Source organism: Rhizobium sp. NZLR10, assembly GCF_019685125.1.
Lineage (GTDB): Bacteria > Pseudomonadota > Alphaproteobacteria > Rhizobiales > Rhizobiaceae > Rhizobium.
Window position 1 is genome coordinate 108,093 of record NZ_JABDWE010000020.1, and the last position, 26,634, is coordinate 134,726.

At 62.2% G+C, this 26,634-nt stretch carries 27 protein-coding genes and 2 pseudogenes; 13 read left to right on the forward strand and 16 right to left on the reverse strand.

Annotation, left to right across the window (positions count from 1 at the left end; translation table 11 throughout):
* The first annotated feature begins 178 nt into the window (after positions 1-178).
* From HJB82_RS25980 to HJB82_RS26005, 5 genes are all read left to right on the forward strand, one after another.
* A complete protein-coding gene (locus tag HJB82_RS25980) occupies positions 179-1,060 on the forward strand; it encodes an NmrA family NAD(P)-binding protein (protein WP_207581709.1) in 882 nt (293 codons plus the stop codon).
* Positions 1,061-1,364: 304 nt separating this feature from the next.
* The gene (locus HJB82_RS25990; RefSeq protein WP_207581710.1) at positions 1,365-2,357 is read left to right on the forward strand and encodes a tripartite tricarboxylate transporter substrate binding protein; all 993 of its coding nucleotides are present in this window, start codon (positions 1,365-1,367) and stop codon (positions 2,355-2,357) included.
* Positions 2,358-2,512: 155 nt separating this feature from the next.
* Positions 2,513-2,701 (forward strand): YegP family protein, encoded by a 189-nt coding sequence (locus HJB82_RS25995; protein ID WP_007631484.1) that lies wholly within the window; start codon positions 2,513-2,515, stop codon positions 2,699-2,701.
* A gap of 268 nt (positions 2,702-2,969) precedes the next feature.
* Positions 2,970-3,308: a YciI family protein gene (locus HJB82_RS26000; protein WP_207581711.1), complete on the forward strand. Its 339-nt coding sequence runs from the start codon at positions 2,970-2,972 to the stop codon at positions 3,306-3,308.
* Between the two features lie 7 nt (positions 3,309-3,315).
* Positions 3,316-4,566: an RNA polymerase sigma factor gene (locus tag HJB82_RS26005; RefSeq protein ID WP_207581712.1), complete on the forward strand. Its 1,251-nt coding sequence runs from the start codon at positions 3,316-3,318 to the stop codon at positions 4,564-4,566.
* On the opposite strand, the gene HJB82_RS26010 is transcribed toward HJB82_RS26005, so the two are convergent.
* The 3 genes from HJB82_RS26010 to HJB82_RS26020 all read right to left on the reverse strand — a co-directional run bounded on the left by HJB82_RS26010 (position 4,567) and on the right by HJB82_RS26020 (position 7,612).
* On the reverse strand, positions 4,567-5,598 hold the full coding sequence (locus tag HJB82_RS26010) for a peptidoglycan -binding protein (protein WP_207581713.1): 1,032 nt from the start codon (positions 5,596-5,598) through the stop codon (positions 4,567-4,569).
* Between the two features lie 3 nt (positions 5,599-5,601).
* On the reverse strand, positions 5,602-6,699 hold the full coding sequence (locus HJB82_RS26015) for a flagellar motor protein MotA (protein WP_207581714.1): 1,098 nt from the start codon (positions 6,697-6,699) through the stop codon (positions 5,602-5,604).
* Positions 6,700-6,811: 112 nt separating this feature from the next.
* Positions 6,812-7,612, reverse strand: a complete 801-nt coding sequence (locus HJB82_RS26020) for an inositol monophosphatase family protein (protein WP_221141896.1) — start codon at positions 7,610-7,612, stop codon at positions 6,812-6,814.
* A 214-nt stretch (positions 7,613-7,826) separates the two neighbouring features.
* Between HJB82_RS26020 and HJB82_RS26025 the strand changes: the two genes are divergently transcribed.
* Together HJB82_RS26025 and HJB82_RS26030 are read left to right on the forward strand one after the other, a co-directional pair.
* Positions 7,827-8,405, forward strand: a complete 579-nt coding sequence (locus HJB82_RS26025) for a TetR/AcrR family transcriptional regulator (protein ID WP_207581716.1) — start codon at positions 7,827-7,829, stop codon at positions 8,403-8,405.
* Between the two features lie 74 nt (positions 8,406-8,479).
* Positions 8,480-9,220, forward strand: a complete 741-nt coding sequence (locus HJB82_RS26030) for a 3-oxoacyl-ACP reductase family protein (RefSeq protein ID WP_207581717.1) — start codon at positions 8,480-8,482, stop codon at positions 9,218-9,220.
* A 72-nt stretch (positions 9,221-9,292) separates the two neighbouring features.
* Here the strand turns inward: HJB82_RS26030 and HJB82_RS26035 are convergent, their stop codons facing one another.
* From HJB82_RS26035 to HJB82_RS26075, 10 genes and pseudogenes are all read right to left on the reverse strand, one after another.
* Positions 9,293-10,390 carry a chemotaxis response regulator protein-glutamate methylesterase gene (locus tag HJB82_RS26035; RefSeq protein ID WP_221141898.1) on the reverse strand — a complete coding sequence of 366 codons (1,098 nt, stop codon included), beginning with the start codon at positions 10,388-10,390 and terminating at the stop codon, positions 9,293-9,295.
* A gap of 7 nt (positions 10,391-10,397) precedes the next feature.
* Complete coding sequence (locus HJB82_RS26040) at positions 10,398-11,255, reverse strand: protein-glutamate O-methyltransferase CheR (RefSeq protein WP_221141900.1); 858 nt, start codon at positions 11,253-11,255, stop codon at positions 10,398-10,400.
* A gap of 30 nt (positions 11,256-11,285) precedes the next feature.
* Positions 11,286-11,768 carry a chemotaxis protein CheW gene (locus tag HJB82_RS26045; RefSeq protein WP_207581720.1) on the reverse strand — a complete coding sequence of 161 codons (483 nt, stop codon included), beginning with the start codon at positions 11,766-11,768 and terminating at the stop codon, positions 11,286-11,288.
* Complete coding sequence (locus HJB82_RS26050; RefSeq protein ID WP_221141901.1) at positions 11,765-13,573, reverse strand: methyl-accepting chemotaxis protein; 1,809 nt, start codon at positions 13,571-13,573, stop codon at positions 11,765-11,767. Before HJB82_RS26050 ends, HJB82_RS26045 begins: the two co-directional genes overlap by 4 nt.
* 211 nt (positions 13,574-13,784) lie before the next feature.
* Positions 13,785-15,155, reverse strand: a pseudogene (locus tag HJB82_RS26055) (methyl-accepting chemotaxis protein); the annotation flags it as partial.
* A 15-nt stretch (positions 15,156-15,170) separates the two neighbouring features.
* Positions 15,171-15,701: pseudogene (locus HJB82_RS32090) on the reverse strand (MCP four helix bundle domain-containing protein); the annotation flags it as partial.
* A 31-nt stretch (positions 15,702-15,732) separates the two neighbouring features.
* Complete coding sequence (locus tag HJB82_RS26060) at positions 15,733-16,245, reverse strand: chemotaxis protein CheW (RefSeq protein ID WP_207581723.1); 513 nt, start codon at positions 16,243-16,245, stop codon at positions 15,733-15,735.
* Complete coding sequence (locus HJB82_RS26065) at positions 16,242-18,296, reverse strand: chemotaxis protein CheA (protein ID WP_221141903.1); 2,055 nt, start codon at positions 18,294-18,296, stop codon at positions 16,242-16,244. The genes HJB82_RS26060 and HJB82_RS26065 overlap by 4 nt, the downstream gene beginning before the upstream one ends.
* Positions 18,293-18,661 carry a response regulator gene (locus HJB82_RS26070; protein ID WP_003552634.1) on the reverse strand — a complete coding sequence of 123 codons (369 nt, stop codon included), beginning with the start codon at positions 18,659-18,661 and terminating at the stop codon, positions 18,293-18,295. The genes HJB82_RS26065 and HJB82_RS26070 overlap by 4 nt, the downstream gene beginning before the upstream one ends.
* Positions 18,658-18,987, reverse strand: coding sequence for an STAS domain-containing protein (locus HJB82_RS26075; RefSeq protein WP_221131812.1), 330 nt, complete (start codon positions 18,985-18,987; stop codon positions 18,658-18,660). Before HJB82_RS26075 ends, HJB82_RS26070 begins: the two co-directional genes overlap by 4 nt.
* 341 nt (positions 18,988-19,328) lie before the next feature.
* Between HJB82_RS26075 and HJB82_RS26080 the strand changes: the two genes are divergently transcribed.
* Positions 19,329-21,071: a chemotaxis protein gene (locus HJB82_RS26080; protein WP_221141905.1), complete on the forward strand. Its 1,743-nt coding sequence runs from the start codon at positions 19,329-19,331 to the stop codon at positions 21,069-21,071.
* 118 nt (positions 21,072-21,189) lie between these two features.
* Here HJB82_RS26080 and HJB82_RS26085 read toward each other — a convergent pair whose 3' ends face one another.
* Positions 21,190-22,272 carry a tetratricopeptide repeat protein gene (locus HJB82_RS26085; protein WP_207581727.1) on the reverse strand — a complete coding sequence of 361 codons (1,083 nt, stop codon included), beginning with the start codon at positions 22,270-22,272 and terminating at the stop codon, positions 21,190-21,192.
* Positions 22,273-22,282: 10 nt separating this feature from the next.
* Positions 22,283-22,936 (reverse strand): thiamine phosphate synthase, encoded by a 654-nt coding sequence (locus HJB82_RS26090; RefSeq protein ID WP_207581728.1) that lies wholly within the window; start codon positions 22,934-22,936, stop codon positions 22,283-22,285.
* A 107-nt stretch (positions 22,937-23,043) separates the two neighbouring features.
* Here HJB82_RS26090 and HJB82_RS26095 point away from each other — a divergent pair, with 107 nt between their 5' ends.
* Together HJB82_RS26095 and HJB82_RS26100 are read left to right on the forward strand one after the other, a co-directional pair.
* Positions 23,044-23,808 carry a sulfite exporter TauE/SafE family protein gene (locus HJB82_RS26095; protein ID WP_207581729.1) on the forward strand — a complete coding sequence of 255 codons (765 nt, stop codon included), beginning with the start codon at positions 23,044-23,046 and terminating at the stop codon, positions 23,806-23,808.
* Positions 23,809-23,901: 93 nt separating this feature from the next.
* The gene (locus tag HJB82_RS26100) at positions 23,902-24,162 is read left to right on the forward strand and encodes a helix-turn-helix transcriptional regulator (protein WP_164008189.1); all 261 of its coding nucleotides are present in this window, start codon (positions 23,902-23,904) and stop codon (positions 24,160-24,162) included.
* Positions 24,163-24,367: 205 nt separating this feature from the next.
* Here the strand turns inward: HJB82_RS26100 and HJB82_RS26105 are convergent, their stop codons facing one another.
* Positions 24,368-24,541: a YdcH family protein gene (locus HJB82_RS26105; protein ID WP_007631579.1), complete on the reverse strand. Its 174-nt coding sequence runs from the start codon at positions 24,539-24,541 to the stop codon at positions 24,368-24,370.
* 228 nt (positions 24,542-24,769) lie between these two features.
* On the opposite strand from HJB82_RS26105, the gene HJB82_RS26110 reads away from it, so the two are divergent.
* The 3 genes from HJB82_RS26110 to HJB82_RS26120 are packed head-to-tail and all read left to right on the forward strand — an operon-like array spanning position 24,770 to position 26,557.
* The gene (locus HJB82_RS26110) at positions 24,770-24,973 is read left to right on the forward strand and encodes a YdcH family protein (RefSeq protein WP_164008191.1); all 204 of its coding nucleotides are present in this window, start codon (positions 24,770-24,772) and stop codon (positions 24,971-24,973) included.
* Positions 24,974-24,989: 16 nt separating this feature from the next.
* The gene (purE, locus tag HJB82_RS26115; RefSeq protein WP_164008565.1) at positions 24,990-25,484 is read left to right on the forward strand and encodes a 5-(carboxyamino)imidazole ribonucleotide mutase; all 495 of its coding nucleotides are present in this window, start codon (positions 24,990-24,992) and stop codon (positions 25,482-25,484) included.
* A complete protein-coding gene (locus HJB82_RS26120) occupies positions 25,481-26,557 on the forward strand; it encodes a 5-(carboxyamino)imidazole ribonucleotide synthase (RefSeq protein WP_207581730.1) in 1,077 nt (358 codons plus the stop codon). Before purE ends, HJB82_RS26120 begins: the two co-directional genes overlap by 4 nt.
* Positions 26,558-26,634 lie beyond the last annotated feature (77 nt).

Here is a 26,634-nt window from a genome sequence, read left to right on the forward strand (position 1 = left end):
TGGTGATTTTTAATCACTATAACATTGATATTAATGCGCGTGAATCACTCCATGATGCGGCGTACAAAAGCGGGACCACAACGCCATCGTGGGCAAGCGGCTACCAGCCGGCTTTCCTGCGATCCCCGCGCCGGGCTCGCCTGATCACCGCGCGAGCCCCAACTTCAGGAGAACCGACATGTACGCAATCACCGGAATCACCGGCAAGGTCGGCGGCGCCCTCGCTAGCGCCCTGCTTGCCGACACGCTGCCCGTCCGCGCCGTCCTGCGTGACCGGGCCAAGGCGGCCGAATGGTCGGCGATGAACTGCGAGGTCGCACTCGCCGAGATGGACGATGCGGTGAGTCTCGCCGCCGCCTTCCGCGGTGCCGAGGGCGTCTTCATCCTGCCGCCATCGGAATTCGATCCCAAACCCTGCTTTCCCGAAGCGCGGAGCGTGGTCGAGGCGCTGGTGGCCGCTCTGACCGAGGCGCGTCCCGCCAAGATCGTCTGCCTGTCGGCCATTGGGGCGGACGCGCCGCATGAGAACCTTTTGACCCAGCGCACGCTGCTGGAGCAGGCTCTCGGCGAACTCGGTTTGCCGATTACCTTCCTGCGGCCCAGTTGGTTCATGGAGAATGCCCTGTGGGACATCCCAGCCGCGCGTGACGAAGGCGTCCTGCGCAGCTTCCTGCAGCCGGCCGACAAAACCTTTCCGATGGTCGCGACGCAAGATGTCGGGCGCACGGCGGCCGCACTCTTGCGCGAGAACTGGAGCGGGACGCGGGTCGTCGAATTGGAAGGGCCGGCCCGCGTATCGCCGCAAGACATCGCTTTCGCCTTCACGAGAGCCCTCGGACATCCCGTCGGGGTCGAGATTCTGGCGCGCGACAGCTGGGAGCAGATCTTCCGCGCTCAGGGCGCTCGGAACCCGCAGTCCCGTATCCGCATGCTCGACGGCTTCAACGAGGGCTGGATCGCCTTCCAAGACCAGGGCAAGTCGGCGGTCAAGGGCACCGTGACACTCGCAAGCGTCATCGCGGAACTGGTCGGCCAGAGCCGCCCCGAGGCGGCCGACTGACAGCGGCCAGCCTCGCCGGAGAAGCATCGGTGGGGCTGCGCAAGCTCGGATTCGACGACGAGGATCGCGCAGCCGTCGCGGCGCTGCTGAAGGATCAACGCTTCGTTCGGCCACCGTTTGCCCCGGACTGGGATGCTCTCGGCTGAGCGTCCGACGATGCGCGAGCGGGAAACGTGTCGCCGAATACCCATAAAGTCTGGCTCCCCCGCACCTCCCTGCGGTTGTCTTTCGTGCCTCCTGCCCTAAGCTCTACATTCCCCGGGGTGGGGAATATCGCTATCGAAATTCTTGGGAGGAGATAGGAATGGCGCCTTTCGATATGACGCGACGTGCGGGCCTTGCGCTCGGTTTCGGCGTGCTTGCGGCCCTTGCCGCCGGCACATCAGCCGCTGCCGCGGATTTTCCCGATCGTGCGATCACCATGGTCGTGCCCTTCGCGGCCGGCGGCTCGACCGATGTCGTTGCCCGCATCGTCGCGCAGAAGATGTCGGAGGATCTCGGCCAGCAGGTGATCGTCCAAAACGTCGCTGGCGCCGGCGGCAATCTCGGCGCGGATAACGTCGCCCGTGCTGAACCTGACGGCTACACCATTCTGATGGGCACCGTCGCGACCCACGCGCTCAATCCGCTGATCCTCAAGTCGACCCCCTATGATCCCGAGAAGGATTTCGCGCCGGTCTCACTGCTTGTCGTCGTGCCGAACGTGCTGGTCGTCAATCCGGAATTGCCGGCAAAGACCGTGCAGGGACTGGTCGCGCTGCTGAAGGCCGAGCCCGACAAATACAGCTATGCCTCGTCGGGCAACGGCACGCCGCTGCATCTTTCCGGCGAGCTCTTCAAAGCCATGGCTGGCGTCAGCATGCAGCACATTCCCTATAAGGGCGCCGGACCGGCATTGAACGACGTCATCGGCAATCAGGTGCCGATTATGTTCGACAACCTGCCCTCTTCGTCGAGCCACATCAAGGCCGGCACTTTGCGGGCGCTGGCAGTGACCACGGCCGAGCGCGCGCCCTCCTTTCCCGACGTGCCGACGATCGCCGAGTCAGGCATAGCAGGTTACGAGACCTATACCTGGAATGCGCTTTTCGCGCCGGCTAAGACGCCGAGCGAGGTCGTGATGCGCCTCAACGCCTCGGCCAATAAGGCGCTTAAAGACCCCGCCGTTGCCGAAAGGATGAAGGAATTCAGCGCCACCATCGTCGGCTCGACGCCGGAGCAACTCGGCGCCCATGTGAAGGCCGAGCTCGCCAAATGGGGACCGGTGGTCAAGGGCGCGAACATCCAGATGGAGTGACGGCGGCGGCGCAGACGCTTTCGCTTGCGTCCGATGGAAATCGTGGCAATTGGACGCTGAGCAGCCAATTCTAATTAAGGCAGTGGAAAAGCTCGCCATTTTGATCTAGCCTCCCTGACGCTGATGGTTGCAATTCAGCGTTTCGGGAGACATCCATGTATAAATTCGAAGTTTATAAGGATAAGGCCGGCGAGTTCCGCTTCCGCTTCAAGGCATCGAACGGGGAAGCCATGTTCTCGTCCGAAGGCTACAAGGCGAAGGCGTCCGCCATGAGTGCTATCGAATCGATCAAGAAGAACACGCCAGGTGCCGACGTCATCGACCAGACGAAGGCCGAAGCCTGAACAGGATGGCAGCGGCGGCGTGAAACGCCGCCCTGCCTCTCCGCGCGGCCGATAAGCAGCGCTGGCGCCTCGAGCCCGGCCTATTTGCTTGTGATCTCCGCGCCACTTCTCTTTTTTGCAGATTTCTTGAAAACCATGTCGAAATGGCCGTTGGCCGCGCCTCATTGTCTCGGAACGGCTGAACCGCTCCTCCGGGAGTCACGGCTGTCGGGATGTTCCCGATATCGCGATGCCCGGATCAACGCCACAACGAGATCAGGAGTTTTTCATGCAATATGCTCTTATCATTCGCGAAGCCGCCGAGGATTTCGCCAGTCGCAGCGATCCCGCCTATCGCGACGGCTGGGTCGCCTACAGCAAGGCGCTCGCCCAGGCTGGGATCATGACCGGAGGCGCCGGGCTGACAGGCCCGGAGACAGGCACGATCGTGCGTCGCAAAGGTCAGGAACACGATGTTCAAGACGGACCCTATCCGGAAGGCAAGGAACAACTCGGCGGCTTCTATCTGATCGACGTTCCCGACATCGACACCGCACTCGAATGGGCGACCCGCGTGCCGATCTCCGACAAGGGGTCGGTCGAGGTGCGCCCGCGCCTGCAGATGTGAGGCGGTAATGCCGTCCGATGCCGGTCGCGCTGCCGAAAAGGTAGCGCGACAGTCCTACGGCAAGCTGATCGCCTTCCTCGCCGCCCGCTCGCGCGACATGCCGGCGGCGGAAGACGCATTGTCGGAAGCGCTGGCTTCGGCCCTTCGTGTCTGGCCGGAGCGCGGCGTTCCCGGCAACCCGGAAGCCTGGCTGCTGGTGGCCGCGCGCCGCAACCTCATGCAGGCGGCCCGCCACCGTACCGTCGAGACCAATGCGCAAACGACGATATCGCTCGCCTTCGAGGAGGCGGAGGAACGTATGAATGATGCTGGCCACGCCGTCTTTCCCGATGAGCGGCTGAAGCTGCTCTTCGCCTGCACCCATCCCGCCATCGACAGCTCCGTGCATACGGCGCTGATGCTGCAGACCGTTCTCGGCATCGAGGCGAGAACCATCGCACGGACCTTCGTCGTTTCGCCGGAGACGATGAGCCAGCGGCTGGTGCGGGCCAAGGTGAAGATCCGCGATGCCGGCATTCCCTTCGCCATCCCGCCTCGCCCGGCTCTAGCAGGGCGGCTCGCCGCCGTGCTTTCGGCGATCTACGCCGCCTACGGCCTCGGATGGGACGGTCTCGACGGCGTAGAAGAACACCATTCGCTTGCCGGCGAAGCGATCTGGCTCGGCCGGGCGCTTCTGACGGTGCTGCCGGACGAGCCGGAGGCGATCGGCCTCCTGTCGCTGATGCTTCAGTGCGAGGCCCGCCACAAGGCCCGGCGCGACAGCGATGGCCGATATGTGCCGCTGGACGAGCAAGATACGGCTGCATGGAACGCGATCATGATAGCCGAAGCGGATGCCCTGCTGCGCAAGGCCGGAGGTTTCGACCATTTCGGCCCCTTTCAGTGCCAGGCGGCGATCCAATCCGTGCATGCGGCGCGCCGGCTTTCGGGAACGACCGACTGGCAGGCGCTGACGACACTCTACGCGGCACTGGTGATGATGAAACCGACGCTCGGCGCACGCGTCAGCCAGGCTGCGGTGATCGGCAGAGCCTCGAACGCCGCCGCCGGCCTGGAACAGCTCGACAAGCTCGACCCGCGCGACGTTGCGGCATATCAGCCCTATTGGGCCGTGCGAGCCTTTCTTCTGGCACGGACCGGCGACGATGCCGCCGCAGCCGACGCTTACATGGCGGCGATCGGCCTCAGCGACAGCCCCGCGGTGCGCGATTTTCTCGCCGACCGGCTGAAGGAGGCGCGGCAGTCCATGCCAAGCTGATCACTTTTCGGTCAGCTTCAGCTCGATGCGGCGGTTGGTGGCGCGTGCATCCGGTGTTTCGCCCGGCGCGATCGGCTGGAACTCGCCGAAGCCGGCGGCAACAAGCCGGTCGGCCGGCACACCCTGTGCGATCAGAAACTTGACAACCGAAATCGCGCGAGCCGAAGAGAGTTCCCAATTGTCGCGATAGCGGCCGGTTCCGCCAAGCGGCACATTGTCAGTATGGCCGTCGACGCGCAGCACCCAGTTGATCTCCGGCGGAATTTCCTTGGCAAGGTCGAGAAGGGCCGCGGCAAGTTTTGCCATTTCGGCCTGCCCCTCCGGGTTGAGATCGGCGCCGCCCGAGGGAAACAGCACTTCCGATTGGAAGACGAACCGATCGCCGACGATGCGGATATTCTCGCGGTCGGAAAGGATCTCGCGCAGACGGCCGAAGAAGTCGGAGCGGTAGCGGTTCAGCTCCTGGACGCGCGCGGCGAGCGCAACATTGAGGCGGCTGCCCAGATCAGCGATCTTGGTCTGCGACACCCGGTCTTTCTGCTCCGACGCCTGAAGGGCGGCTTCGACGGCGGCGATCTGGCTGCGAAGCGCGGCGATCTGCTGATTCAGCAGTTCGACCTGGCTGAGCGCCCGCTCGCTCACCTGCTTCTGCTCGTCGAGCTCCTGCGTCATCGAGCCGATCCGCTTCTGCGCCGCATCTTGGCCACCCGATCCGGCACTCAGCAATGCTTGCAGCCGCGAACGATCGCCCTCGGCACTGGCAAGCGAGGCCTGCAGATTGGCGACCGAATCCTGGAGGTCCTGGTTGCTGCCCTTTTCGAGCGCAAGAAGCTGCGTCAGCTCGTTGATCTGGCTGTTGAGGCGACTGAGCACCTCATCGCGTCCGGTAATCTCGCGGCTGAGGATGAACTGTCCGACGACGAACACCGTCAGCAGGAACATGATTGAGATGAGCAGCGTCGACAGCGCGTCGACGAAGCCCGGCCAGTAATCCACCGTGCGTTCACGGCGCCGGTTGCGGGCAAGAGCCATGGCTTACTTGCCCTCGCTCTTTTCTGTCTGGCTGGCGCGGTCGCGCATGCGCTCGCCCCGGTCGCCCGCACGCTCCTGCACGCCAATGCGTTCGGCCAGTCGGTCGAGCGTGCGGCGCATCGCCTTCGCCTCGTCCTGCTGTGCCTCGATCCAGTCGCGCAGCATCTGCTGCTCGTTGCGCATGTTCTTGACGAGACCCTGAATGCCTTCAGCAAGGCTCGCCATGGCAGCGACGGAGCGCTGGCTGCCGGCGCCGCCCTCTTCGGAGACCTTGCGCAGATAATCGGAGAGCTCACGCATGTCCTCCGAGGAAGCCCCGGAAACGGCCTCGAGGGCGGGTGCCAGATCGGAACCGACATCGGTGACCGATGAGAGCCAGTTTTCCAGCTCCATGTAGAACCGATTCTGCGCGCGGCCGGCCTGCAGGTCGAGGAAGCCGAGAATGAGAGAACCGGAGAGGCCGAGCAGCGAGGAGGAGAAGGCCTGGCCCATGCCCGAAAGCGGCGTGGAAAGCCCTTCCTTCAGCGCCGAGAGCACGTCCCCCGTCCCGTTCGAGCCGGCATCGAGCGACTGAATGACGATGCTGATCGAACCGATCGTGCCGATGAGGCCCCAGAAGGTGCCGAGCAGGCCGAGGAAGACAAGCAGGCCGATCAGGTAGCGCGAGACATCGCGCGATTCGTCGAGGCGGGTGGCGATCGAATCGAGGATCGAGCGCAGCGTCGTCGTAGACAGCGCAGACTTGCGGCTGCCGATGAGCGCCCGCATCGGCGCAAGCAGCCGCGGATTGCGGTTGACCTTGTCGGCGCTGCCGGCGGCGCGGAACGAGTTGAACCAGCGCACTTCGGGGCGAAGCGCCAGTACATGGTTGAAAACAAGAATGATTCCGACCGCGAGAACGCCGACGATCAGGCCGTTGAGGCCCGGATTGTGCATGAAGGCGGTCTGCGTCTGGCGGAAAAGGATGGCGGCGATAAAGCCGACGATGACGAGGAAAAGCAGCATCGTCCAGAGAAACGGCATGGGGCTCGAAAGCCTGTAGGCATAACCGCCGGCCGTCTTTTCGGTGGAGCCGATCTCCGCCACATTCACATTTTCCATAGGGTCCGCTGCCTCCGGAGTCATTGCTGGCGGAGACTAGAGCAACATTGTGCCGAATTGAAGTATGCCGGGGCGAAAACCGTGACTTTACAACAGCCAGATTTTCGTTCGCCTACTTGGCGGGAATTGGTCGCTTGACGACTTCGATCAACGCCTTGTGGATAGCTTCGTTGCCGGCGACGATCGCTCCGCTCTCCAGAATGGCCGTCCCACCGTACCAATCGGTGGCAAACCCACCGGCTTCGCGGATGAGCAGGATGCCGGCTGCCACGTCCCAGGGCGCAAGCTCCACCTCCCAGAAACCGTCGAAACGCCCCGCCGCGACATAGGCGAGGTCGAGCGTCGGCGAACCGAGGCGGCGGATGCCCGCCACTTCGCCCATCACGTGGCGAAGCTCGACCAGAAACTTGCCGTGATTGCGCTTGCCGAGCGCCGGCACGCCGCAGCCGATGACGCAATCCGACAGCGCGCGGCGCGCGGCGACGCGCAGGCGCCGGTCGTTGAGGAAGGCGCCGCCGCCGCGCTCGGCGGTGTAGAGCTCGTCGGTCGCCGGATTGAAGACGACGGCGGCAACGATCTCGCCGTTGCGTTCGAGCGCAATCGAGACAGCGAAGGCCGGGATGCCGTGCAGGAAGTTGGTCGTCCCGTCGAGCGGGTCGACGATCCAGCGATGCGCCCCGTCCGTGCCCTTGATCTCCTCACTTTCCTCACCGAGGAAACCATAGGTCGGACGCGCCTTGAGCAGCTCTTCTCTGACGATCTTTTCGGCCTTGCGGTCGGCGGTGGAAACAAAGTCGCCCGGTCCCTTCACGGAAACCTGCAGGTTCTGCACTTCGCCGAAATCACGTCCCAGCGATTTTCCTGCCTTGAGGGCAGCCTGAACCATGACATTGAGAAGAGCTGAACGGGCCATTGGCGCATTTCCTTGGGACTGATACGGGGTGCGCGCTGCCAGGGGCGGGAAGTGTCCCTGAACATGCATGACAGGCAGCGCTGCAAAGATTGGCGGCCTCAAGACCACAAAATCAGGGAAATTTCAAGGGGACACACGCATGGCTGCCCTGCGGCGCCAGAAACCATCAATTTTATTCTGGACAGATCAGTCCAATAACGGTAAAAGCTTTGACATGGCACGACACAAGGAATTCGATCGCAACATCGCACTTCACGCCGCAATCGGCGTATTTTCCGAGCACGGCTATGAAGGCACCTCAACCGAGAAACTGCTGACGGCGATGAAGATCAGCCGGCAAAGCATGTACGACACATTCGGCGACAAGCGCGGTCTCTATCTGGAAGCGCTGACACGCTACAATACCGAAAGCACCGGCAAGATCATGGCCGATCTTCACCGCGAAGGCCGGCCAATCGAGGCACTGGAAGGCGCGCTCGTCGCCTTCGCCTCGCGCCCCGCCGCCGAGGCGCGGCGCGGCTGCCTCGGCGTCAGCGCCATCTGCGAATTCGGCCGCACCGATGCCAAGATTGCAGCTCTTACCGACAGCGCCGGCCACGCGCTTCACTCGGCGATCGAGAGCCTTCTCGACGAGGCTCAAAGGGCCGGAGAACTCGGAACCGATATCGATATCGCCGACGCCATTCAATTTCTCGGCTCTGCTCTGTCGGGCATGAAAATCAGCGCCCGAAACGGCGCCTCACCCGATATACTTCGCGGCATCGCACGCATGGCAATCAGAAGCCTCCGCTGACGAAAGGGCACCACCGAGGTGACTTTTCCATGATCAATTCTAGACTGATCGATCTAAAAACAAAGGAAACCTGCATGTCTCAATCTCTTTCAACCAAGATCGCCCTCGTTACCGGCGGCGCACGCGGCATCGGTGCCGCCATCGTCCGAAGGCTCGCCGCTGATGGCGCAGCCGTCGCCTTCACCTATTCGAGTTCCGAGCACAAGGCGAAGGCGATCGTCGCCGAGCTGGAGGCTGCCGGCAGCAGGGCGCTGTCGATCCGGGCCGACAGTGCCGATGTGAAAGCCGTGCAGGACGCAGTCGCACTGACAGCCGAGCATTTTGGCGGGCTCGACATTTTCGTCAGCAATGCCGGCATCCTCATCCTCAACCCGCTCGACCAATATTCGCTCGAGGATTTCGACCGCATGTTCGCCGTCAATGTCCGGGCCGCTTTCGTCGGCATCCAGGCAGCGGCTAAGCACATGAAGGAGGGCGGCCGCATCATCACCATCGGCAGCGTCACCGCCGATCGCAGCGGCTTTCCGACATCTTCGGTCTACAGCATGACGAAGGGCGCGATCGCCTCGATGACCCGCGGCCTTGCCCGCGATCTGGGCCCGCGCAGCATCACCGTCAACAATATCCAGCCCGGCCCAACCGCAACCGATATGAACCCCCACGAGGATGATCACGAGCGCCTCAAACCGCTGATGGCGCTCGGCAGACTGGGCGAAGACCGCGAGATCGCCGGTCTTGCCGCCTATCTCGCAAGCGCGGAAGCCGGCTTCGTCACTGGCGCTAGCCTGACGATCGATGGAGGATATCTCGCCTGATCCGGACGGAGCACATAAAAGCCGGCGGCATGGCGATATCGCCGGCTTTTTCGCGTTCGGTCGAAACGGACCTCAGAACTTCTGCTGCGTCATCAGCACTTCGCGAGCGATCTGATCGAGCGGCAGGATACGGTCGACGCCGCCCTTGGCGATCGCCTCCTTCGGCATGCCGAAAACAATGGAGCTCGCCTCGTCCTGCGCCACCGTGTAGGCGCCGGCCTGATGCATTTCCAGCATGCCGCGCGCACCGTCATCGCCCATACCGGTCATGATGATCCCCATGGCATTCGAACCGGCCGAGCGCGCTGCCGAACGGAAGAGCACGTCGACGGAAGGCCGGTGCCGCGACACCAGCGGCCCGGTCTTCACGCTCACATAATAACGCGCACCCTGGCGTTCGAGCAGCATGTGCTTGTCACCAGGTGCGATCAGCACATGGCCGCGCAGCACCGGATCGCCATCGACGGCTTCCTTGACCTCGACCTCGCAGAGACCGTTCAGCCGTTTGGCGAAGGCCGCGGTGAATTTCTCCGGCATATGCTGGACGATTACCATGCCAGGCGCATTTGCCGGCAGTTCTTCCAGGAACTCGCGCAGCGCTTCGGTGCCGCCGGTGGAAGCGCCGACGCAGACCACCATCTCCGTCGTCTTCGCCATGGCCCGCCCCGTCGGCGGCGGCAGCATCACATCCGCCGTCAGCTTCTTGGCCGGCCCCTCCGCGGCAGCCGAGCGGATGGTTCCGGCGGCCCTCCGCGCGTTGGAAAGCCGCGCATGCGAGGCGCTCTTGACGACTTCGCGAATACGCATGGCATCTTCGGCGAGGCCGTCGGCGGCCCCGATCTTCGATTTCAGAATGACGTCGACGGCACCGGCCTCCAGCGCCTGGATCAGGGTTTCCGAGCCCGCTTCCGTCAGCGACGAGCACATCACGACCGGGATCGGCCGCTGCGCCATCAGTTTGCGCAGGAAAGTGATGCCGTCCATGCGCGGCATCTCCACATCGAGCGTGATGACATCGGGGATATCCTCCTGCAGCTTCCGCGCCGCCATGAACGGGTCGGATGCCACCGCCATGATCTCGATATCGGGATCCTGCTCCAGCACATGCGCCAGCGTCTGGCGGATGCTGGCGGAATCGTCGATAATCAGTACGCGGATTTTCTTAGCCATGAAGCCTCTAGATACGCTGAAACACCGTGTTCGAGACCTGCTTCAACGGCAAGTCGAAGCCGGTGATCGATTCGGAATGACCGATGAACATGTAGCCGCCCTTCGCCAGGCAGTTGCAGAGGCGGTTGAGCACGCCGGCCTGGGTCTGCTTGTCGAAATAGATTAGCGCGTTGCGGCAGAAGATAATGTTCATCGCCTCGCCAATCGGGTATTTCTCGTCCATCAGGTTCATGCGGGCAAAACCCACCCTGCTGCGCAGTTTCGGCGTGATGCGCACCTCCCGCCGACCCGGCTGTTTGGCTGTCAGCACGTATTTGCGCTGCAGGTCGCGCGGCACGGGCGCGATCAAATCCTCCGGATAAATGCCTCGGCGCGCCGTCTGCAGCACGTCGGTGGAAAGGTCGGTGGCAAGCACGTTGTAGGAGACGTCGCTGCGGCTTTCGGCGAATTCGGCCAACACCATCGCCATCGTATAGGGCTCCGCCCCCGTCGAACAGGCAGAACTCCAGGTGCGGATGGTTCGCACGCCGCTATTGGCGATCGCCGGCAACGCCACTGTCTGCAGATAGTTGAAATGCTTGGCTTCGCGGAAGAAGTCGGTCTTGTTGGTTGTGACCACATCGATCAGGTAGACGGCTTCCTGGGCGAGGCCGTCATGATAGAACAGGAAGTCGCAATAATCATCGAAGGTCGAATGGTTGGTCGCACGAAGGCGGCGCCTCAGCCGCCCTTCGAGCATCGTCAGCTTGGTCGGCGGCATCTTGATGCCGCTATAGTCGTAAATGAACCGGGCAAGCTTGTCGAAATTGCGCTTGCTGATCCGGTCGCCCGGCAATTGGGTTTCCACCGCTGCTGCCATACTCATAGAACGCCGTACTCCAAGTTGATAACGCGGTCAGGCGGCCGATTGCAGCGCCGAGGCGTCCTCGCGCGACAGCAACCGGGCAAGATCGATGATGACGACGAAGCCGTTTTCGCGGCGAACGACGCCGGCAATATAATCCGAGCGCCAGCGCACGCCGATGTCGGGGGCCGCCTCGATCTGCTCGCGCCGGAACGGCGTGACCTCGAAGACGCGGTCGGCGACAAGGCCGAGCGTCAGCAGCCGGCTTTCCATTGGCACGTCGAGCACGAGCACCCGTGTGTGCGGCGTCGGCACGGTCTTGGCCATGCCGAGCTTCAATCGAAGATCGATCGTCGGCACGCCCTGCCCGCGCACATCGCGCAGGCCGAGCAGATAGTCGGGACCATTCGGAATCTTGAAAGCTTCCGCATAGTCGAGGATTTCCCGTACCACCTCTACCGGCACGGCGAAGATCTCCTCGCCGAGGCTGAAGGTCACGAATTGCGCTTCCAGAGATGTCGTGGCCATGATCATGCGCTTTCCTTGAATTCGGCGTCCCCATCATCGGGACCGCCCATGGAGAGATCGAGAGCGAAACCTTTCAGCCGCGCCTGCTGGCCAGAGATGCTGTTGGCGGCCGACTTCTTAGCGCTGGGCTTGCGGCCGGCGACGGGAGCCGGGCTGCGGACCGTCATACGGGCAGCCGGCATGCGGGACGGACGGTTGCCAGCGGCATCGACCTTGAAGAAGGCGATCGACGCCTGCAGTTCTTCGGCCTGCGAGGCTAGTTCCTCGGAAGTTGCCGACATCTGCTCTGAGGCGCCGGCATTCTGCTGCGTGACCTTGTCGAGCTGCTGGATCGCTTCGTTGATTTGCGAGGCGCCGATATCCTGTTCGCGGCAGGCGGCACTGATCTCGGAGACCAGCTCGGCCGTCTTGCGGATGTCGGGGACCAGCCGACCAAGCATGTCGCCGGCTTCCTGAGCGGCCTTGACCGTATCGCCCGACATCGAGCTGATTTCGGCGGCCGCCGATTGGCTGCGTTCGGCAAGCTTGCGCACCTCTGAGGCGACCACCGCAAAACCCTTGCCGTGTTCGCCGGCACGCGCTGCTTCGACCGCGGCATTCAGAGCCAGCAGGTCGGTCTGGCGGGCGATCTCCTGGACGATGCCGATCTTCTGGGCGATGGTGCGCATGGCGTCGACCGCACGCGTCACCGCTTCGCCGCTCATCTCCGCATCCTTGGCCGACTGGCGGGCGATCTTTTCGGTCTGCGCCGCGTTGTCGGCGTTCTGCTTGATGTTGGCGGCCATCTCCTCCATCGAAGCGGAAGCCTCTTCGGCCGAAGCGGCCTGTTCGCTCGCGCCCTGCGAAACCTGCTCGGAGCTCGAAGACAGTTCCTGGCTGCCGGCCGAAACATTTTCCGCGGCCGCGGCCGCATCGGAGACCACGCCGCGCAGGCGCTCGACCATCTGCTCGAGCGCTATGCCGAGCATATCCTTGTCGGAAAGCGGTTTGGGCGACACCGTCAGGTCGCCGTTCGAAATCTGGTTGGCGATCTCTGCGGTGTTGCGAAGATTACCCGTCATGACGTTGATCGTGTTGACGAGATCCTTGATCTCGTCGTTGCTCTTGATCTCGGCCTTCTGGTTCAGGTCGCCTATGGCGACCGCGTTGGCAACGTTCATGATCTTGCGCAGGCCGCTGTTGATTCCGAGCGCGATCCACAATGCGGCGGCAAAGGCGATGACGGAAGCGGCGATAGCGATGCCGATCAGCAGGTTCTTGGTGGAGCCATAAAGGCTTTCGGTGTCGTCATCGGCCTGCGTCATCGCCTTCTGCTGCTGCGTAACGAGCGCCGCGAAGACGTCTTCCAGTTCCGCGACGAGGGCGCGAACCTCTCCTGACGACAGGGCATTGGCCGCTGCTCTGTCACCACTTTCCTGGATGGAGGCAACCTGGTGGGAGCCTTCGGTGAAGCGCTTGGCCAGTTCGATCAGCCTATCCCACATGGGCTTGCCGTCAGCAGTTGCAAGCTGTTGGCCGCTCGCCGCGAAGGCGAGCATTTCATCCATGCTCCTCGCCGAGTTCTGATAATTCTTCCTGGCCACCTCGGGATCCATTTCCAGAAGGGCATTCTTCTGCCAGCGAATGCCATTGAGCTCCGCGGCTTTTGCTTCCAGGGCCAGTTCCAGGTTCTTTGCGGGACCCGAGATGAGGTTGCCGACGGCATCGTTGAGTGAACTGAGACTGATGATTCCATATACCGCGCTGCCCACCAGCAACAGTATGACAAAGCCGAATGCGGCTGCGAGCTTAAGTTTAATCGTAATACGCATCTCAATGTTCCTCTCTGAGAGCGAGGCAATAAATATGGACCAAGGGGCGCGGCATCATGCAGCAAAGAAATTCTGGTAGGCGAAGACATGCCACGGAAGGAAGTTGACAGACTTCCATGCCGGCATGCGCGTGCCGGAAGCGTGTGTCGCGGGCGAGCTGACTGGCCCACGACAATTCGCACGGGAGCGCATAGCGCTTCCCCAGGGAGCGCTATGCGCTCTCCCTGAACTCGTCATCGGCCGTGTCGGGACCACCCATCGACATGTCGAGGGCAAATCCCTTCACGCGGGCCTGCTGACCGGCGACCGTATTGGCGGGTGACTTGGTGCCCGGCTTGCGCGGTACGGGCTGAGGCCGGCTGCGGACCGCGGCTTTTGCAGCTGGCGCACGCTCACGGCGCCTGCCCACCATATCGACCTTGAAGAAGGCGATCGACGTCTGCAGCTCTTCGGCCTGCGAGGCTAGTTCCTCGGAAGTTGCCGACATCTGCTCGGAGGCACCGGCATTCTGCTGCGTCACCTTGTCGAGCTGCTGAATCGCTTCGTTGATTTGCGAGGCGCCGATATCCTGTTCGCGGCAGGCGGCACTGATCTCGGAAACCAGCTCGGCCGTCTTGCGGATGTCGGGCACCAGCCGACCGAGCATGTCGCCGGCTTCCTGAGCGGCCTTGACCGTATCGCCCGACATCGAGCTGATTTCGGCGGCCGCCGATTGGCTGCGTTCGGCAAGCTTGCGCACCTCTGAGGCGACCACCGCAAAACCCTTGCCGTGTTCGCCGGCACGCGCTGCTTCGACCGCGGCATTCAGAGCCAGCAGGTCGGTCTGGCGGGCGATCTCCTGGACGATGCCGATCTTCTGGGCGATGGTGCGCATGGCGTCGACCGCACGCGTCACCGCTTCGCCGCTCATCTCCGCATCCTTGGCCGACTGGCGGGCGATCTTTTCGGTCTGCGCCGCGTTGTCGGCGTTCTGCTTGATGTTGGCGGCCATCTCCTCCATCGAAGCGGAAGCCTCTTCGGCCGAAGCGGCCTGTTCGCTCGCGCCCTGCGAAACCTGCTCGGAGCTCGAAGACAGTTCCTGGCTGCCTGNGATGGTGCGCATGGCGTCGACCGCACGCGTCACCGCTTCGCCGCTCATCTCCGCATCCTTGGCCGACTGGCGGGCGATCTTTTCGGTCTGCGCCGCGTTGTCGGCGTTCTGCTTGATGTTGGCGGCCATCTCCTCCATCGAAGCGGAAGCCTCTTCGGCCGAAGCGGCCTGTTCGCTCGCGCCCTGCGAAACCTGCTCGGAGCTCGAAGACAGTTCCTGGCTGCCTGAAGAGACGTTGTCGGCGGCCGACAGGGCATCGGCAACGACGCCGCGCAGGCGTTCGATCATAATGTTGACGTTGCCGAGAAGCTCGCCGATTTCGTCGCGGCTGGTGATATCGGCCATCTTCGTCAGATCGCCTTCCGACACTTCGCGAACCACGGTATTGGCCCGGCTAAGGCCCTTGCTGATCGTGCTGGCGATCCAGAAGGCGGTAATGGCCGCAATCAACAGGGCAAAGGCAGCCACCGCCATCATCATCGTGCGTGTGGTCGCATACTGCGCGTCGGCGTTATCGTCCGCAGCCTTCATGCGCTGCTTTTCGAGTGCCAGGATTTCGCCGAGCGTCGAGTCGATATCGTTGGCGGCGGCCCGGGCTGCCGTGACAGAGATGGTATTTGCGCCTTCGGCGTTACCGGCCTTCACATAGTCGCGGATCTGGTCGTCGGCTGCATTGAATGTCTTGGAAAGTTCGGCGATGCGCGCCCAGCGAACCTTGCCTTCTTCCGTTGCCAGCGCCAGCACCTGGCTGAAGGCATCGGTGAATTCCTTGCGGGCCTGATTGCCCTTTGCGATCGCACCGGCCGTCTCGTCGGCAGTGCGGGCGGTGAGCAAGTTTTTCTGCTGACGAATGGCCTCGAGCTGGGCGATGTTGATTTGCTGCGCCAGGTCGAGACGGGCTGCCGGACCGGCGATGAGATTGCCGATCGTATCGTTCAGCGATCCAAGGCTGACGATGCCGTAGGCAGCGGTGCCCATCAGCATGAGGATGATGAAGGTGAACGCGGTCACCAGTTTTGTATTGATGGTCAATCGCATCGGTTTAACCCCAACCTGAACTCAGCCGACATCAGCTGGCGGCTCCCGCCGCATTGCGCCTCGATGAAAAAATCGCCTGCAGATTCGGGAGAATGATGAATTCTCCGCCCCTCTTCACCAGGCAGTTGATATAGTCGGCGCGCCAGCGCATGCCGATGCTCGGCGGCGCTTCGCTCGCGGTCTTTGCAAGCGTCGTCACCTCGTTCACCTTGTCGGTCCTGAGGCCGACGAGCGTGTGCTCGCCTTGCAGATCGATCTCGATGACGATGATGCGGCTGTCGATCGTCGCCTCTGCGGCTTCCATCCCGAAGGCGAGACGCAGATCAGCGAGCGGAATGACCTTGCCTCGAAAGTTGATGACGCTGGCAACGAAGGGCTGGCTGCCTGGCACCGCAGTCTCGGGAAGCAGATCCAGGATCTCCTGGACGATGACCGCTTCCAGCGCGAAGGTTTCGCCGTTGAGATCGAAGGTTAGAACCTCGACTTCCTCGGCATAGCTCCAGTGATTGTCAAATCGTTCGGCTGTCGTTGCTGTTGCGCTCATCCTGCTACACGCAATTGCGCCTCCTGTTGCTGACCCGCGGCAACCAGGTGCCCGACGTCGAGAATGAGGGCGACGCTGCCGTCGCCGAGAATGGTGGCGCCCGAGAATGTCGCGACGTTATTGTGCAGTTTCGACATCGACTTGATGACCGTCTGGTGGTCGCCGATGATCTGGTCGACGACGAGGCCGACACGCTCCGTGCCGGTCGAGATGACGACGACCTTTTGATGTACGTCGGGCTTGGTGCCAGTGCGGAAGAGATCGCGCAGGCGCAAGAACGGCACCAGGCTGTCCCGCAGCGAGATGAAGCTGCGGCCGCGCGAGCGGAGATCTTCCTCGAGCGACAGTTCGAGGCATTCCTCGACCGCCGAGAGCGGGATGACGTAGCGGCCGGAACCGACGCGCACCAACAGGCCATCGATAATGGCGAGCGTCAGCGGGATGCGTAGCGACACTTCCGAACCCTGCCCCGGCACGCTGACGATGTCGATCGCGCCGCGAAGCGCTTCGACCGTCTTCTTGACCACGTCCATGCCGACCCCGCGGCCGGACAGATTGGTGATCGCCGCGGCCGTCGAGAAGCCGGGAGCGAAGATCAGCTGCAACAGCTCAGAGTCGGAAAGCGGTTGGCCGGGCTGGATGAGGCCGGAGGATTCCGCCTTGGCGCGAACCCTTTCACGATTGATGCCGCGACCGTCATCCTTAATCGAGATGATCACTTCGCCGCCGGCCTGACGGGCCAAAAGCGTCACCGTGCCGGCTTCGGACTTGCCGGCGGCAAGGCGATCGGCGGGCGTTTCGAGGCCGTGATCGATCGAGTTGCGCACAAGATGCACCAAAGGATCGGCCAGACGTTCGATGACCGTTTTATCGACCTCGGTGCTCTCGCCCTCGGTCACCAGCTCGATCACCTTGCCGGTCTCGCGGGCGAGATCGTGGACGAGGCGGCGGAAACGGGAGAAGAGGGTGGCGACGGGCACCATGCGCAGCATCATCATCGTGTCGCGCAATTCACCGGAGAGACGTTCGATTTCTTCCGAGACGGAGCGCAGCGCGATATCGCTACTGGCGCTGGCGAGCTGGCTGAGACGCGATTGCGCGATGACGAGCTCGCCGACGCGATCCATCAACTCGTCGAGACGTTCGGCCGGAACGCGGACATTCTCGGTCGCCTTCGCCTGGCTGACGGCGGCGGGCGCCTCGCGCTTGGCCGAAACCGCCTCGACAGGACGGAATTCCGGGACGGGTGCTGCAGGAACGGCCGGCGCCGATGCTGCAGCGCCATGTGCGGCTGCCTTTTCCGCGGCCGGGGCGGCGGTTGCCGCTGCCGCGCCATCGATATCCTCGACGCTGAGCTCCATATCGTCGAGCACGAAGATGAAGACGTCGTCGATCGCCGAGCGGTCCTGCTCACTGGTCAGCGTCACGTCCCAGGAAATGTGGAGTTCCGTCGGAGTGAGCTCGTCGAGCGGCGGAATGGCCGAGGTGTTGGCGCGCACGGTGCATTCGCCGAGATCGCGCAGCTCGTCCAACAGGCCGAGCGGGTTGGTGCCGTTGGCCATCGAATTGGCGGGCAGGCTGAAGTGGATGCGCCAGCTGTTTTTCTTCTTCGCCGGTGCCTCGCGGATGGCAGCGACTACAGCAGCAGCGGCCGGCGCTGCAGCAGTCGGCGTCTCCTTGCCGCCGACGGCAGCCTGCAGCTGCGCCAGAAGCGTGCTGCCGGTATCGCCGCGATCGGCGTCCGGCTGGTCGACGAGGGCACGCATATGGTCCTGGGCGGCAAGAACGGCGGCGACGAGTTCACTGGTCGCCGCGACCTCGCCCTTGCGGACGCGGTCGAAGGCGGTTTCGCAATGATGAGTGAAGGCGGCGAGCGCCTCGAAGCCGAACATCGCGCCGGAGCCCTTGAGCGTGTGCAGCCCGCGAAAGACGGCGTCGACGAGATCCTTGTTGTCGAGCTGGTGGGTCAGGTCGAGAAGACCAGCCTCGATCGCTTCGAGGCATTCGGCGGCCTCTGTGCGGAAGACGGCGACAGGATCGAGCGTACTCATCGTCCGAGAACCTTCTTCACGATCTTCACCAGACTTTCCGGGTCGAACGGCTTGGTCAGCCAGCCCGTCGCGCCGGCAGCCTTGGCGCGCGCCTTGAGATCGGCGTCCGATTCCGTCGTCAGGAAGATGATCGGAACCCCGGCCTGTGCCGGCAGTTTGCGCAGTTCCTCGATCATCGTCAGCCCGTCCATGACAGGCATATTCAGATCGGTGACGATCAGATCGAAGCTGCTGCCCTTGGCCGTCGCCAGGCCCTCGGCCCCATTGACCGCCTCGGTGACGCTATAGCCGGCATTGGTCAGCGTGACTTTGGTCGTCAGACGAATGCTGGCGGAATCGTCGACAGTCAGGATATTTGCACTCATAACGACACCTCTTTATGCAACCAGAAATTTGCGTCTTCTTGATCGAAGGATTCGATGAAACCTGAGCGCTCAAGTACGTTCAGGACAGAGCCGCTAGCCGGGGAAGAAAGCCTGAAGGTCTTTCCATGGGATTTTGCTTGTCGCCGCGAGGATTCGATGAGTTGAACGAAGCTCAGATCTGCTTCAGCGCCTTCCGGAATGCTAACGATGATTGTATCGCGGCTATGAAATTCGTTGAAAATCTTGGAGAGTAGTTCGGACACGTTGCGAATGCTGAGCACGCCCGGCAAATTTATAGATTCGTAATATTGTTTCGGAGTATCCAATGCAGCCTCCTGGGCCAGGGAAATACTTGAGGACCCTAAAAGGACTCTCATGGCAGCGTTAACGCAGGGTAAACAGCGGTTGTAGAAAACCGCCGTATAGCGCGCCACGCGACTCTCAATTCTCATCCGGGAAAAGTTGTATTTTTCTCTCAAAATTTAGAAAAAAATAAAGCAAAAACAGCATGTTGAATTGATCTCTCGGCCGTGACGCTTCGTGCCGAAGCGCCATCCACATCTTTCGTTAATCACAACGCTGGCGAGTCCGGCGCGTTTACCGGACGTTTCCATCCTGCCCGTAAAAATAGAGTCAAATCGCCTGTGTTCTAAGAAAAGGTATAAAAGTGGCACACGCCCTGGTAACATCGAACGCTGCAACCTACACGTCAGGGCGGGACATCAGCCAGACCCTGGAATCCGCCCGCAGCCAGGTCGAGGAACGCTTCCTCGAAGGCGGCACCGTGCTGCTGTCGGTGATGGATGTCCTCAACCGCTTGCTGAATTCGCTCGAGAGCGTCACCACGACGCTCGACAACAAGGAAGCGAGCGACACCAGCGCCGGTCTCAGCGCCACCGTGGAGAGCCTGACAGCGCTGCCGGTCACCGAAGAAAACCGTCAGCAGGCGCTCGTCTCGCTGGCGCATACCGGCAGGGAGCTACGCAAGCATGTCTCCGACATGCAGGAGACGATGCGTTATCTCAGAACCTTCGCCGTGACCGTGAAGATCACCGGTGCCGGCCTTGCCGAATTCGCCGGCTTCGCCCAGGAGATCCTGGAGCGCATTTATTCCGGCACCGATGAGGTCAACCGCTTCGCCACCCATCTCGACAGCCTCGACAAGGAGGTGAAGCTCGCAGCCTCTTTCGGCGCCAGCGTTTCCAAGGGATATGCCGATACCGTTCCGGCGGTTGCCGGAGCCCTGCGCGATGATGCAGCCAAGATCGCCGGGCACCGCAAAGATCTCGGCGTCATCGCCCGCGACGTCGGCGCAATTGCACGCGCCGTCCAGAGTAAAGTCGCCTCGACTCTATCGGCCCTGCAGATCGGCGACATCACCCGCCAGCGCATCGAGCATGTGCAGGCCACCTTTTCGCTGCTTGACGATTTCTTTGCCGGCGAGGATGGCGCAAGCCTCGACGCCGGCGCGCGCCAGCGCCTCCAGAACATCATTCACCATTTGACCGCAGCGCAGATGAGCGACATGTGCGCAAATTTCCAGCGGGATTCGGAGAACGTCGTCAAGACGATAGCAAGTTTCGACCACGATATGCGGGAGATCCTCAAGCTGCGCGATCAGATGAGCGGCGAGAGCGGCGAAGCCGGCGGCAACTTCATGCGCGCGCTGGAATCCAGCGTTTCGGCCGCCCACGAAATCGTCAAGCAGGTCGATACGGCAAGCCGCCAGGCCGACCAGGTGAGCCAGTCGACGATCGGCACGGCCGCCAAGCTCTTCGAGGCGATCGGCAACATCCGCGCCGTCAAGACCGACATTCACTATATGGCTTTGAATACCAACCTGCGCTGCAGCCGCCTCGGCGAGGAAGGCAAGTCGATCAACGTTGTCACCGCCGAACTACGCATCTTTGCCGGCAAGCTCGATGATTCCGCCGACGCCATCGTCAACGGCCTGCCGGCGCTCGAAGCCGCGGCCGGGCGGGTCGCCCCCGCCACGGACGCCGAGCCTGGCGGCCTGGGAGAAAGCCTGACGTCGGCCGTCGGCAACATCCGCTCTGCGGCCAACGCGATGGAAAACGAGCTGAAGGTACTCGCCGAGAACGGCCGCGAGGTCGCCACCAAAATCAGCCTGCTGATTGGCAAGCTCGATTTCCAGCATGATCTCGGCGAAGTCCTTGCCCGCTGCGCCGATCTGCTCGAAGGCGTTGCCGGCACCGATATCGCCGATATCTCCGACCTCGCTGAGGTGATCGCGCCGCTCGATCGCAAAATCTTCAAGCACTATACGATGGCCCAGGAGCGAAACATTCATCGCGACATCATCCCGGCGAGCGAAGACAGCACCCCCGCTCCAGCCGAGATCGGCAAAGCCGAAAACGACGAGGATCTGTTCGCCGACGCGCTTTTCTAGAGCAAATTCAAACAAAGTGCCCGGTGGTTCTGGGATAACGACATCCGTAAAAACAATAAGCTAAAGCGCGACAAGCGAATCTGAAGATCGCGACGCGCTTCAGTTGGACGTGCGCCTGCTATCGCCGCCGGAACTTGTTGGCCGCCTCGATCGCCGCTTTCTGCTGATCGTCCTCGATGCCGAGATAGAAATCCTCAAGCGACGGATCGGCGAGCCCAGCCCGGCGCGACAGGACGTACCACTTCGCCGCCTCGACCGGATCGGGCGCCGTGCCGATGGCGTTGATATAAAGGTGGGCGAGCTTGTTCTGTGCGGCGACGTTGCCGCCATTGGCGGCAAGTTTCAGCCATTCGAAGCCCTTGACGTAATCCTTCGGTCCGCCGACGCCGTTGACGAGCCAGATCCCGAGATCGAGCTGGGCCGTGTCAAAGCCGGCGCGCGCCGCACGTGCCATCCACTCTCGGGCGAGCTGTTTCTTTTCCTCCGGCAAGTCCTTCAGCGTCGAATAGATCTGCGCCACGGCATATTGCGAATCGGCAATGCCCTGCTCGGCCGATTTCTCGTAGAACGGCAGCGCAAGCCTCAGCCCCTTCTCGCCGGGATTGTCGGCGATGAGAAGCTGCGCCCAGTTGAATTCCGCCGAAGGATTGCCGGCTTCGGCCGCCTTGCGCATGTAGTCGTCGGCCTTGACCTTGTCGCGCGGCACGCCTTCGCCTTCCATCAGGATCAGCGCATACTTGAACATTGCCGCCGCATCGCCGCCTTCGGCCGCCTTGCCGTACCAGAAGGCAGCATTCTTCACGTCCTTCTTGACACCGAGGCCCTGCGAGAGGATTTCGCCAATCAGCGTCTGCGCCGCCGCATCGCCGAGCTGGGCGCGCGGCAGCGCCTTGTCCATAGCCGTCAGATAATAGCCGCGCTGGAAGGCGCCGTAAGCCTCGTCGACCGGCCCCTTGTAATCCTTCTCCGGCGGCAGGTCAGGCAGCTTCGCACCCATGCGGTCGAACACGCCGACACCATCGGAAGGCCTCACCACCGGACCGGAGGGCCGGTCGGTGCGGAAAGTCGAAGCCGGCGCCGAGCCCGGCTGGCTGATGACGCTGTCGGTGGCCTGCGCCAGGACGACATCCGGCCCGGCCGCAACGAGGGCGGCCATGCTGGCAAGGATAAATTTCAACAGGGGGGCGGTCGGGATCGGCATGAGCGCGATTTCAATCCTCAAACCGTGGCGCTTTTTCGTCAAGCAGCGCGTTGACTTCGGCGACGATCGATGGCGCTCGGGTGGGTTCGCCGAAGACTGCCAGCCGCAGTGCCACGAACTCCGCTCCGGTCTCGGCGACGGCAAGCGCCGAAGCAGGATCGGTGCCGCCCATGACAATGCAAGGAATCTCGATCATCGAGGCCCACCATTCGCCAAGCGCAAGGTTCTTCGGATGGGCCTCCGGCTTGATATCGCCGTCGAGCTTGCCAAAAAAGATATAGTCGGGCCTGACTTCGCCGATCTGCAGTGCATTGTGGCGGTCGGCTGCGTTACCGCCGCCGACGATCAGCTTCGGCGCATGTTTTTCGATCGCTTCCGAAAGCGCCTCGGCATTGCCGGAAAGGTGCAGGCCATCGGCCTTTGCCCGTCCCGCCACACGGCTGTCGCCTGAAATTAGCGCGGCCGCTCCGGCACTCTGGATCAGCGGCACCAGTTTTTCCGCATGTTTCTGGAAGGTGCCATCGTCAAGCCCGTATTGCGGCACGATCACCGAGGCGACATCGCCGCCCCTCAGCGCGTCGGCAACGATCCTTGCCTGTTCATCGGCATCGGCGATATCAGGTGTGATGAGCACAAGGCGGCAGCGGTTTTCCGGTTCGGTCATGGGGTCTTTCCGTTTCCTGCGAATTCCCCTTCGAAAGGAGGGATCCGCACTCGTTTTGTGTGAGTAGTTCCGTTAGACGAGGCTTGCAAGAGGAGGACGTCGAAAGCATGCCGCAGGATTTGTCATTCTACTACGCCGCCGTGCCCGCCGTTCTGCTGGTAGGCCTCGCAAAGGGCGGTATGGGCGACGCTTTGTCGCTGATCGGCCTGCCATTCCTCGCCCTCGTCGTCTCGCCGGTCGAGGCGGCGGCGATCCTGCTGCCGATCCTGGTCTTCATGGACATGATCTCGCTCGTCATCTGGCGCAGACATGGCGACTGGGCGACGCTGAAGATCATGCTGCCGGGGGCAATCTTCGGCATCGCGCTCGGCTGGGCGACTTCGGCGCTCGTTCCGGGCAATATTCTGCGCATCGTCATCGGCGCGGTGACCATTCTCTTCTGCCTGCGCTATTTCTGGAACAATTACGGCCCGGGCGCCGGCAAGATAATCCCGCCGCGCGGCCAGCGACCGGTGGCCGCCGGCCTCTGGGGCACATTTTCTGGTTACGGCAGCTTTGTCGCCCATGCCGGCGGTGCGCCCTTCCAGATCTATGCCCTGCCGCTCAAGCTACAGCCGCGCGAATATACCGGCACAAGCGTGCGCTTCTTCGCGATCCTCAACGCCATCAAGCTGATCCCCTATTTCGCGCTCGGCCAGCTCGACACCCAAAATCTTGCGACCTCCGCGACGCTTCTGCCCTTCGCTCCGCTCGCCACCATTGCCGGCGCCTGGTGCGTGCGCCGTATGAAGCCGGCGATCTTTTATCCGTTCATGTATGCGATGGCCCTGATCGCCGCCTTCCTGATCGTGCGCGAGGGTCTTGGCTGGTAGAGTCGGCAATTCTAAGTGTAACAGCGGCGCTGTAGTACGCTGCAATGCACAATTTCCTTGCTGGACCGGCCGGTTTGCCGTAGCGTTCCCGCCATGTCGAACACGGACCCTTTCTCTGCGATTGCCGATCCGAACCGGCGGTTTCTGCTGGAGGAACTGCGCCGCGCGCCACGGACAGTCAACGAGCTCGCCGAGGGTCTGCCGATCAGCCGCCCGGCCGTGTCGCAACATTTGAAGGCGCTGCTCGAAAGCAATCTCGTCTCAGTGACCTCTGAAGGCACGAAGCGCATTTACACTGTCAATAACCGCGGATTCGACAAGCTTAATTTGTGGCTCGATCAGTTCTGGGCTTGATGCCTGCTCCCCCGAGACTGTGGGACATGATGCTTATGATGCACCGCTGCTCAAAGCCTACGACCCAAAAGCGCCAGCCGCGATGCTGCAGGCATCGGGCTGGCGCAAATCTGGTGTAAAATCACCGGTTCTTGCTGATTTCAGGCGGAATGGATGGATTTACCTTTTCGTTCGCAAGATGGTCGACCGGCGACCCTTGGGAAGATCAGTGGACGGATGACTTGAGACGCATAATCTCGTCCTTGATGCGCAACTTGCGGCGCTTGCATTCGGCAATTTCCGTATCGGAGATAGAGGGAGCTGTTCTGAGCGTATGCAACTCCTCCTCAAGAGCGACATGCTTTTTCTGGAGTGATTCAAGATGAGCTTGAACTGTCATTTGACCCTTCCTTCCTCTTACCCTCCCCGGCCATCATCGTCGGGGATCAAGGTGTCAACGCGGCGGACTGTGACATATTTTTGAATGCTTGTCGAAGGCCAAAAGATGGAGACTGGATGGCAATTTCATGATCAAGACTAACTAGCCGTTACCTGTATTTGGTGATAGGAGCTTGCGGAAATCATCGGCAGATCGGACAAGGTCCGAGGACGATAACGGGGAATGCATATGGCCGATCAGGAACAGGCGGAAATCAGGCTCATTGTGGCGCGTCTGCGCCAGGAGCACGAGGATTTCGACGCCGCGATCAACGCCATGATCCAGATAGGATGCGATGCTCTGCGGGTCCAGCGCATGAAGAAGAAGAAGCTTGTCATCAAGGACAGGCTCTCCAAGCTGGAAGATCAGATCATCCCTGACATCATCGCCTGAGGGGATAGCAGCAATGATGACAGACAGACCGTCCGTCGCCATCATCATGGGCAGCCAGTCCGACTGGGAGACCATGAAAAACGCCGCCGACACACTGGAGGCGCTGGAAATCCCTTATGACGCGCGCATCATTTCGGCGCACCGCACACCCGACCGGCTGTTCAATTTTGCCAAGGGCGCCCGCACGGAGGGCTTCAAGGTCATCATCGCCGGCGCCGGCGGCGCCGCCCACCTGCCGGGCATGGCCGCATCGATGACGCCGCTGCCGGTTTTCGGCGTGCCGGTCCAGTCCAAAACCATGTCGGGCCAGGACAGCCTTCTTTCCATCGTGCAGATGCCGGCCGGCATCCCTGTGGGGACGCTCGCCATCGGCAAGGCCGGCGCGGTCAACGCTGCCCTCCTCGCCGCCGCCGTACTTGCCCTTTCCGACGAAGAAATCGCCGACCGGCTCGACGAGTGGCGCGAGCGCCAAAGTGCTGCAGTCGCCGAATACCCGATGGACGACCTATGACGGCAAGAACGATCGGCATCATCGGCGGCGGCCAGCTCGGCCGCATGCTGGCCATTGCCGCCGCCCGGTTGAATTTTCGCACGGTCATTCTCGAGCCGCAGACGGACTGCCCGGCCGCCCAGCTCGCCAACCGGCAAATTACCGCCGCCTATGACGATCCGGCGGCACTCGCCGAACTCGCCGATGTCTGCGATGTCGTTACCTACGAATTCGAGAACGTGCCCGTTAAAGCCGCCGAAACGCTCTCGGCCAGCGTGGCCGTCTATCCGCCGCCGAAGGCGCTGGAGGCCGCCCAGGACCGCCTCGTCGAAAAGCGTTTTCTCAACGGCTGCGGCATAACCACCGCCCGCTTCCACGCGATCGACAGCCAGACCGATCTCGAAATGGCGCTTGAGGATTTCGGCGGCCAGGGCGTGCTGAAGACCCGCCGTCTCGGTTATGACGGCAAGGGCCAGAAGGTTTTTCGCTCAGTGGCCGACAGCCCGGATGGCGCCTATGCCGCGCTCGGGGCCGTGCCGCTCATCCTGGAAAGCTTCGTCGCCTTCGAGCGCGAGATCTCGATTATCGCTGCGCGCGCCACGGACGGTACGGTCGTCTGCTTCGATCCCGCCGAGAATGTCCATCGCAGCGGCATTCTCCACACCTCGACGGTTCCCGCTACGATCTCGCCGACGACGGCGGACGCCGCGCGCCGATCGGCCGAAAAGATCCTCGCAGCATTGAACTATGTCGGCGTCATCGGCATCGAATTCTTCGTGCTTGTCGATGGCGGCCTGATTGCCAACGAGATGGCGCCGCGTGTCCACAACTCCGGTCACTGGACGGAGGCCGCCTGCGTCGTCAGCCAGTTCGAGCAGCATATCCGCGCCGTTGCCGGAATGCCTTTGGGAGACGCTGGACGTCATTCCGACTGCATCATGCAGAACCTGATCGGCGACGATATCCTGGCCGTTCCCAACTGGCTGCAGCGTCCGGATACGCTGGTTCATCTCTACGGCAAGACCGAGTGGCGCCCCGGCCGCAAGATGGGGCATGTCACCACCTTGACGCCGAAATCGCCGGTTTTGGGCTGAGAAAACACCCTTGCGCCTTGGGAAAAACACCGTCATGCGGTTGACACGGAAAAGGTGACGGGGTATCTGCTCCCCCA

Excerpts from the sequence above, each read along its gene's own strand:
- HJB82_RS26035 (WP_221141898.1), bottom strand. The coding sequence starts at position 10,390 with ATGGCTAAGAAAATCCGCGTACTGATTATCGACGATTCCGCCAGCATC.
- HJB82_RS25990 (WP_207581710.1), top strand. The coding sequence starts at position 1,365 with ATGGCGCCTTTCGATATGACGCGACGTGCGGGCCTTGCGCTCGGTTTC.
- HJB82_RS26085 (WP_207581727.1), bottom strand. The coding sequence starts at position 22,272 with ATGCCGATCCCGACCGCCCCCCTGTTGAAATTTATCCTTGCCAGCATG.
- HJB82_RS26045 (WP_207581720.1), bottom strand. The coding sequence starts at position 11,768 with ATGATCATGGCCACGACATCTCTGGAAGCGCAATTCGTGACCTTCAGC.
- HJB82_RS26090 (WP_207581728.1), bottom strand. The coding sequence starts at position 22,936 with ATGACCGAACCGGAAAACCGCTGCCGCCTTGTGCTCATCACACCTGAT.
- HJB82_RS26020 (WP_221141896.1), bottom strand. The coding sequence starts at position 7,612 with ATGGCCCGTTCAGCTCTTCTCAATGTCATGGTTCAGGCTGCCCTCAAG.
- HJB82_RS26010 (WP_207581713.1), bottom strand. The coding sequence starts at position 5,598 with ATGGCTCTTGCCCGCAACCGGCGCCGTGAACGCACGGTGGATTACTGG.
- HJB82_RS26015 (WP_207581714.1), bottom strand. The coding sequence starts at position 6,699 with ATGGAAAATGTGAATGTGGCGGAGATCGGCTCCACCGAAAAGACGGCC.
- HJB82_RS25995 (WP_007631484.1), top strand. The coding sequence starts at position 2,513 with ATGTATAAATTCGAAGTTTATAAGGATAAGGCCGGCGAGTTCCGCTTC.
- HJB82_RS26100 (WP_164008189.1), top strand. The coding sequence starts at position 23,902 with ATGTCGAACACGGACCCTTTCTCTGCGATTGCCGATCCGAACCGGCGG.
- HJB82_RS26065 (WP_221141903.1), bottom strand. The coding sequence starts at position 18,296 with ATGAGTACGCTCGATCCTGTCGCCGTCTTCCGCACAGAGGCCGCCGAA.
- HJB82_RS26070 (WP_003552634.1), bottom strand. The coding sequence starts at position 18,661 with ATGAGTGCAAATATCCTGACTGTCGACGATTCCGCCAGCATTCGTCTG.
- HJB82_RS26105 (WP_007631579.1), bottom strand. The coding sequence starts at position 24,541 with ATGACAGTTCAAGCTCATCTTGAATCACTCCAGAAAAAGCATGTCGCT.
- HJB82_RS26095 (WP_207581729.1), top strand. The coding sequence starts at position 23,044 with ATGCCGCAGGATTTGTCATTCTACTACGCCGCCGTGCCCGCCGTTCTG.
- HJB82_RS26000 (WP_207581711.1), top strand. The coding sequence starts at position 2,970 with ATGCAATATGCTCTTATCATTCGCGAAGCCGCCGAGGATTTCGCCAGT.
- HJB82_RS26040 (WP_221141900.1), bottom strand. The coding sequence starts at position 11,255 with ATGAGTATGGCAGCAGCGGTGGAAACCCAATTGCCGGGCGACCGGATC.
- HJB82_RS26050 (WP_221141901.1), bottom strand. The coding sequence starts at position 13,573 with ATGCGTATTACGATTAAACTTAAGCTCGCAGCCGCATTCGGCTTTGTC.
- HJB82_RS26005 (WP_207581712.1), top strand. The coding sequence starts at position 3,316 with ATGCCGTCCGATGCCGGTCGCGCTGCCGAAAAGGTAGCGCGACAGTCC.
- HJB82_RS26120 (WP_207581730.1), top strand. The coding sequence starts at position 25,481 with ATGACGGCAAGAACGATCGGCATCATCGGCGGCGGCCAGCTCGGCCGC.
- HJB82_RS26060 (WP_207581723.1), bottom strand. The coding sequence starts at position 16,245 with ATGAGCGCAACAGCAACGACAGCCGAACGATTTGACAATCACTGGAGC.
- HJB82_RS25980 (WP_207581709.1), top strand. The coding sequence starts at position 179 with ATGTACGCAATCACCGGAATCACCGGCAAGGTCGGCGGCGCCCTCGCT.
- HJB82_RS26110 (WP_164008191.1), top strand. The coding sequence starts at position 24,770 with ATGGCCGATCAGGAACAGGCGGAAATCAGGCTCATTGTGGCGCGTCTG.
- HJB82_RS26025 (WP_207581716.1), top strand. The coding sequence starts at position 7,827 with ATGGCACGACACAAGGAATTCGATCGCAACATCGCACTTCACGCCGCA.
- purE (WP_164008565.1), top strand. The coding sequence starts at position 24,990 with ATGACAGACAGACCGTCCGTCGCCATCATCATGGGCAGCCAGTCCGAC.
- HJB82_RS26030 (WP_207581717.1), top strand. The coding sequence starts at position 8,480 with ATGTCTCAATCTCTTTCAACCAAGATCGCCCTCGTTACCGGCGGCGCA.